The 9,525-nt window shown below is 71.9% G+C and carries 7 protein-coding genes; 1 reads left to right on the forward strand and 6 read right to left on the reverse strand.

Going from position 1 to position 9,525, the window contains the following annotated elements:
* Positions 1-71 precede the first annotated feature (71 nt).
* Positions 72-2,060 carry a DNA helicase RecQ gene (gene recQ, locus ACFY1E_RS36815; RefSeq protein ID WP_389084111.1) on the forward strand — a complete coding sequence of 663 codons (1,989 nt, stop codon included), beginning with the start codon at positions 72-74 and terminating at the stop codon, positions 2,058-2,060.
* A 218-nt stretch (positions 2,061-2,278) separates the two neighbouring features.
* Here the strand turns inward: recQ and ACFY1E_RS36820 are convergent, their stop codons facing one another.
* From ACFY1E_RS36820 to ACFY1E_RS36845, 6 genes are all read right to left on the reverse strand, one after another.
* Positions 2,279-5,044 carry a fumarate reductase/succinate dehydrogenase flavoprotein subunit gene (locus tag ACFY1E_RS36820; protein ID WP_389084114.1) on the reverse strand — a complete coding sequence of 922 codons (2,766 nt, stop codon included), beginning with the start codon at positions 5,042-5,044 and terminating at the stop codon, positions 2,279-2,281.
* Positions 5,045-5,055: 11 nt separating this feature from the next.
* A complete protein-coding gene (locus tag ACFY1E_RS36825; RefSeq protein ID WP_389084116.1) occupies positions 5,056-5,823 on the reverse strand; it encodes an ABC transporter ATP-binding protein in 768 nt (255 codons plus the stop codon).
* Positions 5,807-6,655, reverse strand: a complete 849-nt coding sequence (locus tag ACFY1E_RS36830; RefSeq protein ID WP_389084308.1) for an ABC transporter permease — start codon at positions 6,653-6,655, stop codon at positions 5,807-5,809. Before ACFY1E_RS36830 ends, ACFY1E_RS36825 begins: the two co-directional genes overlap by 17 nt.
* Before the next feature lie 68 nt (positions 6,656-6,723).
* Positions 6,724-8,070: an ABC transporter substrate-binding protein gene (locus ACFY1E_RS36835; protein ID WP_389084119.1), complete on the reverse strand. Its 1,347-nt coding sequence runs from the start codon at positions 8,068-8,070 to the stop codon at positions 6,724-6,726.
* 16 nt (positions 8,071-8,086) lie between these two features.
* Positions 8,087-8,314 carry a ferredoxin family protein gene (locus ACFY1E_RS36840; RefSeq protein WP_389084121.1) on the reverse strand — a complete coding sequence of 76 codons (228 nt, stop codon included), beginning with the start codon at positions 8,312-8,314 and terminating at the stop codon, positions 8,087-8,089.
* 42 nt (positions 8,315-8,356) lie between these two features.
* Entirely contained in the window at positions 8,357-9,145 is a 789-nt protein-coding gene (locus ACFY1E_RS36845; RefSeq protein ID WP_389084124.1) for a GntR family transcriptional regulator, read from the reverse strand.
* Between the last annotated feature and the right edge of the window lie 380 nt (positions 9,146-9,525).

Consider the following 9,525-nt stretch of genomic DNA (forward strand, 5'->3'; position numbering starts at 1 on the left):
CTCCTGGGCTGTCAGTGCGGGCCCCTATCGTGGAGGCAGTGGTCGAGGGACGACGTACGGGGGACGGAACTATGGGTGGGATGGGCGGGATCAGCGAGATGCCAGGGGTGACCGAGAGCGAGGCGCTGTCCACGCTGCACCGGGTCTTCGGCTACGAGGCCTTCCGCGGCGAGCAGGAAGCCGTCATCGAGCATGTGGTGACCGGCGGCGACGCCGTGGTGCTCATGCCGACCGGCGGTGGCAAGTCGCTGTGCTACCAGATCCCCGCCCTGGTCAGACCCGGTACAGGCATCGTGATCTCGCCCCTCATCGCGCTGATGCAGGACCAGGTGGACGCGCTGCGGGCGCTCGGCGTGCGCGCCGGGTTCATGAACTCCACGCAGGACTTCGACGAGCGCAGGGTCGTCGAGGCCGAGTACCTCGCCGGCGAGCTGGACCTGCTCTATCTCGCACCGGAGCGCCTGCGCCTCGACTCGACGCTGGACCTCCTCTCCCGCGGCAAGATCGCGGTCTTCGCCATCGACGAGGCCCACTGCGTGTCCCAGTGGGGCCACGACTTCCGCCCCGACTATCTCTCCCTGTCCCTCCTCGGCGAGCGCTGGCCCGACGTCCCACGGATCGCGCTCACGGCCACGGCCACGCACGCCACGCACCAGGAGATCACCCAGCGGCTCCACATGCCGACGGCCCGGCACTTCGTCGCGAGTTTCGACCGGCCCAACATCCAGTACCGGATCGTGCCCAAGGCCGACCCCAAGAAGCAGCTGCTGAGCTTTCTGCGGCAGGAGCACGAGGGGGACGCGGGCATCGTGTACTGCCTGTCCCGCAAGTCGGTGGAGGCGACGGCGGAGTTCCTGTCACGCAACGGCATCGAGGCGGTGCCCTACCACGCAGGCCTGGACGCGGGCACGCGCGCGGCCCACCAGTCCCGCTTCCTGCGGGAGGAGGGCCTGGTCGTGGTCGCGACCATCGCCTTCGGCATGGGCATCGACAAGCCGGACGTCCGGTTCGTCGCCCACCTCGACCTGCCGAAGTCGGTCGAGGGCTACTACCAGGAGACGGGCCGCGCCGGCCGGGACGGGCTGCCGTCGACGGCATGGATGGCGTACGGCCTCAACGACGTCATACAGCAGCGCAAACTGATCCAGTCCGGCGAGGGCGACGAGGCGTTCCGGCGCCGGGCCGCAGCCCACCTCGACTCGATGCTGGCGCTGTGCGAGACCGCCCAGTGCCGGCGCGGCCAGCTGCTCGCCTACTTCGGCCAGGACCCCGACCCCGCCGGCTGCGGCAACTGCGACACCTGTCTGGTCCCGCCGGAGACCTGGGACGGCACGGTCGCCGCCCAGAAGGTCCTGTCCACGGTGGTGCGGCTGCAGCGGGAGCGGGGGCAGAAGTTCGGTGCCGTGCAGATCGTCGACATCCTGCTCGGCAAGCGCACGGCCAAGGTGATCCAGTTCGACCACGACCAGCTGTCCGTGTTCGGCATCGGCGAGGAGCTCGACGAGGGCGAATGGCGGGGCGTGGTGCGGCAGTTGCTGGCGCAGGGGCTGCTCGCGGTCGAGGGGGAGTACGGCACGCTGGTGCTGACCGAGGCCAGCGGGTCGGTGCTCCGGCGCGAGCGGGAGGTACCGCTGCGCAAGGAGCCGAAGAAGCCGGTGACCTCGCGCTCGGCATCGGGCTCCGCCGGCCGGGGCGAGCGCAAGGCCAAGGCCGCGGCGGCCGAGCTGCCCGAGGAACTGCAGCCCGCGTTCGAGGCGCTGCGCGCCTGGCGCGCCGAGCAGGCCCGGGAACAGGGCGTCCCGGCGTACGTCATCTTCCACGACGCCACGCTCCGGGAGATCGCCACCGCCTGGCCGACGTCGGTGACGCAGCTCGGCGGCATCAGCGGGGTCGGTGAGAAGAAGCTGGCGACTTACGGGGAAGGGGTGCTGGAGGTACTGGCCTCACTGGACGGCACACCTCACACGGCTCCCGCCGGGGATGCCGGTGCGGGAGCCCGTGCGGGCGCCGAGGACGACTGGCCCGAGATGGACGCGGAGCCGGAGCCGGACTGGATATAGAGGCGGGCCGGCGGGTCGGCGCCGGTCCCCGTGGCGGAGGCACGGTGACCGGGCGCGGGGTGCCGTCACAGCACCTCACACGGCCCCCCGGGGAGGCGGGAGCCCGTGCGGGCGCCGAGGACGGCTGGCCCGAGATGGACGCGGAGCCGGAGCCGGACTTGGCATAGAGGCGGGCGGGCCGGCTCGGTGGCGGGGTGCTCACAGGGCCCGGGACACCGTCACAGCCCCCGCGTCGCATACGCCCTGACGTCCGCGTCCGGGTCCGATGTGACGGTGGCGAGGGCCGCCCGGGCCTCCGCTGTGCCGTTGTGCCGGGTCAGGGCGAGAACCGCCGCCTTGCGCACGTCGGCGTTCGGGTCGGCGAGCGCCTTGGCGAGGGCGGGCACGGCCGTGTCGGCGGGCGCGGCGGACAGGGCGGTGGCGGCACCGGCACGGACCTGCCACGCCGGGTCGGCCAGTGCGGCCACGGCACGCGCGGTGAGCGGGGCCGGGCAGCCGACGGTGGCCAGGGTGCCGAGCGCGGCACCGCGGACCAGGGGGTCGCTGTCCTCGGTGAGCCGGTCCAGGGTGCCGGTGAGCAGTTCCCGGCCGCTCGCGGCACGGGCCGCAGGGGTGACGGCAGCGAGGGCCTTGGCCACGGTGACGCGGACCTCGCGCGAGGCGTCGGCCGCCGCACCGGACAGCGGTTCGACCGCGTCGACCGAGACGAGCGCGCGCACGGCTTCGATACGGACGGCGATGTCGGGATCGTCCAGTGCCCCGGCGAACACCTCGACGTTCCCCAGGCGCAGGGCGCGCAGTACGTCGAGGGCGGCGGCGCGGACCACGGGGTCCGTCTCGGCGACCGCAGCGGTGAGGGCCGCACCCAGGTCGGGTTCGGCCGGGAGGGTCTCGACCAGCTCACGCAGCGAGGCCGCGGCGGCCGCACGCACGTCACCGTCGGGGTCGCCGAGGGCGCCGGCCAGGGCCTGCCCGGTGCCGGGCGGCACCGTCTCGGTGAGGACCGAGACCGCAGTGCGGCGCACGGCGGCGTCGAGGTCGGTCAAGTAGGGCTCGATCGCGGCGAGTTCCGGCTGTTCCTCGGCCAGCTCCAGCAGCTCCAGGAGCCGGGGTGAGGCGGTCTCGCCCGAGCCGTGGCCCACGGGTGTGGCGGCACGTGCGGAGGTCGGCCCCGTGGCGACCGGCGCCACATCCCGCGACCCGGCGGTCGCCACGTCCTCGGCGTGGACCTCGCCGATGTACCGGGACGGGCCGCCCACAGGGGTGAACTCGTCGACGGGGACCAGATACGGAGCCACGGGCCGGGCCGTGAACTCCATCGAACCGGAGGGGGACTTGTGCAGGTCGAGGTGGTGGAACCAGGAGGCGTCGTCGCGCCGGGGGTGGTCGATGCGGTCGTGGTAGAGCCCCCAGCGCGACTCCGTGCGGGCCAGGGAGGCCCGGGCGGCCATTTCCGCGCAGTCGCGGATGAAGGAGACCTCGGCGCAGCGCATCAGCTCGTGCGGGGTGCGCGCACCCATCGCCGCGATGTCGTCGTGCATCCGCTCGAAGGCCTCCAGGGCCAGGGACAGGCGGGCGCCGGACTTCGGCGGCGCGACGTAGTCGTTCACGAAGCGGCGCAGTTTGTACTCGACCTGGGTCTGCGGCGGGCCGTCCGGGTTGCGCAGCGGACGGTAGATCAGTTCGTGCGCCTCGCGCAGCTGCTCCTCGGGCAACTCGCCCTCGTAGGCCTGGTACTGGGAGGCGTCCGCGCCCGCCAGGTCGCCGAAGACGAACGCGCCGATCATGTAGTTGTGCGGCACGCAGGCCAGGTCGCCGGCGGCGTACAGGCGGGGGACGGTCGTGCGGGCGTGGTCGTCGACCCGTACGCCCGAGGCCGAGTGGCCGCCGCACAGGCCGATCTCGGAGATGTGCATCTCGACGTCGTGGGTGCGGTAGTCGTGGCCCCGGCCCGCATGGAAGGTGCCCCGCGTGGGCCGCTCCGTCGAGTGCAGGATCGACTCCAGGGAGGAGATCGACTCCTCAGGGAGGTGGCTCAGCTTCAGGTACACGGGACCGCGGTCGCTCGCGACCTCCGCAGCGAACTCGGCCATCATCTGGCCCGACCAGTAGTCGGAGTCGACGAAGCGTTCGCCGTGCCGGTTGACCTGGTAGCCGCCGAAGGGGTTGGCGACGTAGGCGCAGGCGGGGCCGTTGTAGTCCTTGATCAGCGGGTTGATCTGGAAGCACTCGATGCCGGTGAGCTCGGCGCCCGCGTGGTAGGCCATGGCGTAACCGTCACCGGCATTGGTCGGGTTCTCGTACGTGCCGTAGAGATAGCCGGAGGCCGGGAGGCCCAGTCGGCCGCATGCGCCGGTCGCCAGGATCACCGCGCCCGCGCGCACCACCACGAACGCGCCGGTGCGCGTGTTGAAGCCGACCGCCCCCACCGCGCGCCCCTCGGCGGTGAGCACGCGCACCGGCATCACCCGGTTCTCGATGCGGATCCGCTCCCGCATCTCGCGTCGCCGCAGCTGCCGGTAGAGGACCTTCTTGACGTCCTTGCCCTCCGGCATCGGCAGGACGTAGGAGCCGGAGCGATGGACCTGGCGGACCGCGTAGTCGCCGTGCTCGTCCTTCTCGAACTTCACGCCGTACGACTCCAGGCGCTGCACCATGCCGAAGCCGCGGGTGGCGGTCTGGCGGACGGTGGACTGGTCGACGATGCCGTCGTTGGCACGGGTGATCTCGGCGACGTAGTCGTCGGGTTCGGCGCGGCCGGGGATGACCGCGTTGTTGACGCCGTCCATGCCCATGGCGAGCGCACCGGAGTGGCGGACGTGGGCCTTCTCCAGCAGGAGGACGTTCGCGCCGTGCTCGGCGGCGGTCAGCGCGGCCATGGTGCCGGCGGTGCCGCCGCCGACGACGAGGACGTCGCAGCGGATCTCCTCGGCGTCGGTGAGGGCGGGGATCTCCAGGGGCGTGTGCAAGGAGGGGGTGGTCACCGGGGGGCCTTTCAGGTACCGAGCGAGGTGAGGACGTCGCGCCGCAGCGCCACGCGCGCGGGATCGTCGTGCGCCGTACGGTCGCGCGGGCGCGGCACATCGCGTACGGCGGTCAGCCGGCCGTTGCCGAGGAGGGCCACACGGTCGCCGAGGAAGAGGGCTTCGTCCACGTCGTGGGTGACGAAGACGACCGTCGCGCCCGTGCCGCGCAGTACCTCCACCAGCAGGTCCTGCATGCCGGCGCGGGTCTGGGCGTCGAGGGCGCCGAAGGGTTCGTCCATGAGGACGGCGCGGGGGGCGCCCGCGAGCGCCCGGGCCAGCTGGACCCTCCCGCGCTGGCCGCCGGAGACGCGGTGCGGCAACTGGCGGGACTGTTCGGCGAGGCCGACGCGCTCCAGCCAGTCCTCCGCCTGGCGCCGGCGCTCCGCACGGGGCAGGCCCTTGATGGCGAGGGGCAGTTCGACGTTCGCGCGCAAGGTGCGCCAGGGCAGGAGGGCGTCCTCCTGGAAGATCAGGGCGCGGTCGGCGGCAGGTCCGGTCAGCGGGTGCCCGTCCTGGCCGACGTCCCCGGCGAGGGGCGCGAGCAGTCCGGCCAGGGTGCGCAGCAGGGTCGACTTGCCGCAGCCCGAGGGCCCGACGAGGGTGAGGATCTCGCCGGGGGCCACGTCGAGGTCGACTCCCTCCAGGACGGGTGCGCCGGGCCGTCCGAGCGTGGCGTCCCGCAGGGCCAGTCCCGCGCCGGTTCGGGCGGGCGAGCGGAGGTCAGACGAGCTGGTCATGGGGCGCCACCTCCTTGGTGGTGGGGCTCACCGGCGCCGGGACGGCGGCACCGCGCGCGGGACGTGGAGGGCGTGCGCCGGGGAGGTACGACGGGCGCGGCAGCCAGCGGGTCAGCCGGCGGCCGAGGAGCTCCACGGCCGTGGACGTGACCCAGCCGAGCACGCCGATCGTGATCATGCCGACGAAGACGCCCGCGTAGTTGACGACGGTGTAGTCCTGCCAGGTGCGATAGCCGACGCCGTACTGGCCGGAGATCATCTCGGCGGAGATCACGCAGATCCACGAGACTCCGATGCCGACCGACAGCCCGCCGAAGATGGCGGGCAGCGCGCCCGGCAGGACGACCGAGCCGAGGATCCGCCACCGGCCGCCGCCCATGGTGAGGACCGCCTCCTCCCACACGGGGGTCAGCGCGCGGACCGCATGCCGGGTGGAGACCAGGACGGGGAAGAAGGCGGCGGTGCAGGTGATGAAGACGATGCCCTGTTCGTTGGAGGGGAAGAGCAGGATCGCGACGGGGACCAGGGCGATCGCCGGAATCGGCCGGACGACCTCCAGCACCGGTCCGAGCAGGTCCTCGGCGAGCCGGGAGCGCGCCACGAGCACGCCCGTCGCCACGCCGAGCACGGCGGCGAGGAGGAAGCCGGTGAGGATCCGGGTGAGGCTGTCGGTGAGGTCCGTCCAGTAGTCGGGGCCGGACAGCCGGTCCGCGAAGGTGCGGGCCACATCGGCGACGGTCGGGAACTGCGAGAAGCGCAGCCACAGGTCGACCTTGAGGCCGGCCAGCAGTTGCCAGGCGCCGAGGGCGGCCGCGAGCGAGACGAGCCGCAGGGCGTACCGGCCCGCGCGCCGCGGACTGCGGGGCGCGAACCGGTCCTCCCGGTGCGGCGTCCGCCGGGTCACGACGCCTGCCCCAGCGCGCCGGCGTACGTGATGACGCGGGCACCTCCGTGTGCGGCGACGTAGGCCTTTGCGGTGGCGGGTGCGACGAAGGGGAGGAGCCGGCTGCCGTCGGCCACCCAGACCGCCTTGTCGGCGAACCAGAGGGTGCCGGTGGTGGCGTCGGGGACGTAGGCGGCGCGGATGCCGTCCTTGTGCTCCTTCACGTAACCGAGCAGCTCGGCGGGCGACTTGAAGGAGACGGTCTTCTCGGCGCCCTTGGGCCACACCTCGCTCGCGGAGGCCGGCGGCGTCGCGGCGAGCCGCTGGGCGTAGTCCGCGCCGAGGGCCTTCTTCACGTACTGGTCGTCGACGAAGGAGTCCACGTCGATGTCGCCGGTCAGCTTGGCCGACTTCAGGACCGCGACGTCCTTCTTCAGCGCGGAGATCAGCTGCGGCTTGACCGCCGGGTCGAAGGTGGAGATGCCGTGGGCGCCGTTGTAGAGGTAGACGACCTCGGCGGGCAGTCCGGTGGCCTTGGCGACCGACTCGGCGGCGGCGACCGGGTGGGCGTTGAGGTAGTCGGTGGCCTCCGACTGGGCCTTGAGGAAGGCCCCGAGGACGGTGGGCCGCTGCTTGGCGAAGTCCTCGCGGGCGGTGACGCCGTGGAAGGTGGGGAGGTTCAGCTGGGCGCCGTCGTACAGGGCCTTCGCCTTGCCCTGGAAGGTGAGCAGGCCCGGCCAGGCGACGAACTGCGACAGGGCGTCCGTGCTGCCCGCCGTCAGGGCCGAGGCGCCGACCGCGGGCTGCTGGTTGAGCTTCTGGATGCCCTTGTCGGGGTCGATGCCGGCGCGCTGCAGGGCCCGTACGAGCGTGCCGTCGGCGGCGGAGCCGACGCTCGTGGAGACCTTCTTGCCCTTCAGGTCGGTGAGGCCGGCCAGCTTCGAGTCCGGGGAGGTGACGATCGTGTTGAGACCGCCGCGCAGGTTGTACCCGGTGACGGAGACCAGGTGGGTCGGCTTGCCGAGCTGCTTGCCGCGGGCCGCGTTGATGAGGAGGGGGAAGTCGCCCATCGAGCCGATGTCGATCTTCCCGGCGGTCATCTGCGCCGTGATGGGGGCGCCCGTGGCGTAGTCCTGCCAGTCGACCTTGTAGTGCTTGCCGTCGCCCAGTGAGTTCAGCTCCTTCTCGAAGTAGCCGAGGGAGCGCAGCAGGGTGCCCGCGGTGACCGTGTTGATGGTCTTGGACTGGTACCCGACGGTGACGGTGACCGTGGAGCCGTCGCTGCCGGCCGCCGCGTTGCCGCCGCAGGCGGTCAGCGGGAGGAGAAGGAGGGCGGCGGATGCGGCAACTGCTTTGTGTTTCATGGGAGTTCGGGGCCTTTCACCGGAGCAGATAGGGCATGTTGACCGTCACGGCTCCGGTGGGACAGCGGGCCGCGCACGGGCCGCAGTACCAGCACTCGTCGACGTGCATATAGGCCTTGCCGCTGCTCTCGTCGATGGCGAGGGAGTCCAGCGGGCACATGTCGATGCAGAGGGTGCAGCCGTCGATGCACTTCGACTCGTCGATGGTCACGGGCACGTCGGCCCGCTGGGGCACCAAGGGCATGGCTGTCTCCGGGAAACGGGTCTGAAAGAGGTCGGGGAGAGGTCAGAGGGAGCGGTGCAGCAGACCGCTCATGGTGATGCGGTCGCCGCGGAAGCGGATGAACTCCAGGTCGACCGGCCGGCCGTCGGCGAGGTGCGTGAGCCGTTCCAGCATGAGAACGGCCGCGCCCCGCGGAGCTTCGAGTACGGCGGCGGAGTGGGTGTCCGCGTTGACCGCCTCCAGGGTGATCTCGGCGTGCCCGAGGCGCCGGCCGGTGATCGTCTCCAGGAGGCGGAAGACGTCGGTGTTCTCCAGGTCGGCGCCGAGCAGGGCGGTGCCGATGTCGAGCGGGATGTAGGTGAGGTCGAGGGAGAGGGGAAGGCCGTTCAGCCGGCGCAGACGTTCGATGTAGAGGACGTCGTCGCCGGCGGGGACGCGGAGGCGTTCGGCGACCGGGGCGGGTGCGGGGGCGGGGCCCATGGTGCGGACCTCGTTGGTGACGCGGCCGTGCTCATGGAGGGTTTCCGCGAGGCCCATCAGATGGTCGAGGCCGTGCGGGTACTTCTCGGCGACGACCACGGTGCCCACTCCGGGGAGCCGTTCCACGAGGCCTTCGGCCCTGAGCAGATCCAGGGCCTGGCGGACGGTGTTGCGGGTGGCGCGGTACTCCGAGGCGAGGGTCGTCTCGTGCGGGAGTGTGCCGTCCGGGAAACCGCCGGCCAGGAGCTGGTGGCGGAGCAGGTCGGCGAGCTGCCTGGCCTGGTCGGCACGCAGCCGACGCCGCGCGCGGTGGGCGGCGACGGTGGTCGCGCCCTGTCCGGCGTGGTCTCGGATGCGGTCGGCAGGAGGCATGCTTCGAACCATAGCGAGCTGGTAGGGAATGCAGTGTTGCAGCAGTGTTGCGCCACTTGCCAGGGCGTCAGATACCCAGCTGACCTGCTGATACGTCCGCTCCAGAGCAAGATCTGCCATGCCGCCCGAGCCCGTCCGGCGTTTGAGGACGAGACCAGCTCAGCCAATGTCAGCTCGTCCGGCGTGCGAGGAAGAGACGAGCTCAGCCAATGTCAGCTCGTCCGGCGTGCGAGGAAGAGACGAGCTCAGCCAATGTCAGCTCGTCCGGCGTTTGAGGACGAGACGAGCTCAGCCAATGTCAGCTCGTCCGGCGTGCGAGGAAGAGACGAGCTCAGCCAATGTCAGCTCGTCCGGCGTGCGAGGAAGAGACGAGCTCAGCC

The sequence above is a fragment of the Streptomyces sp. NPDC001604 genome (assembly GCF_042893475.1).
Classification (GTDB): Bacteria; Actinomycetota; Actinomycetes; order Streptomycetales; family Streptomycetaceae; genus Streptomyces.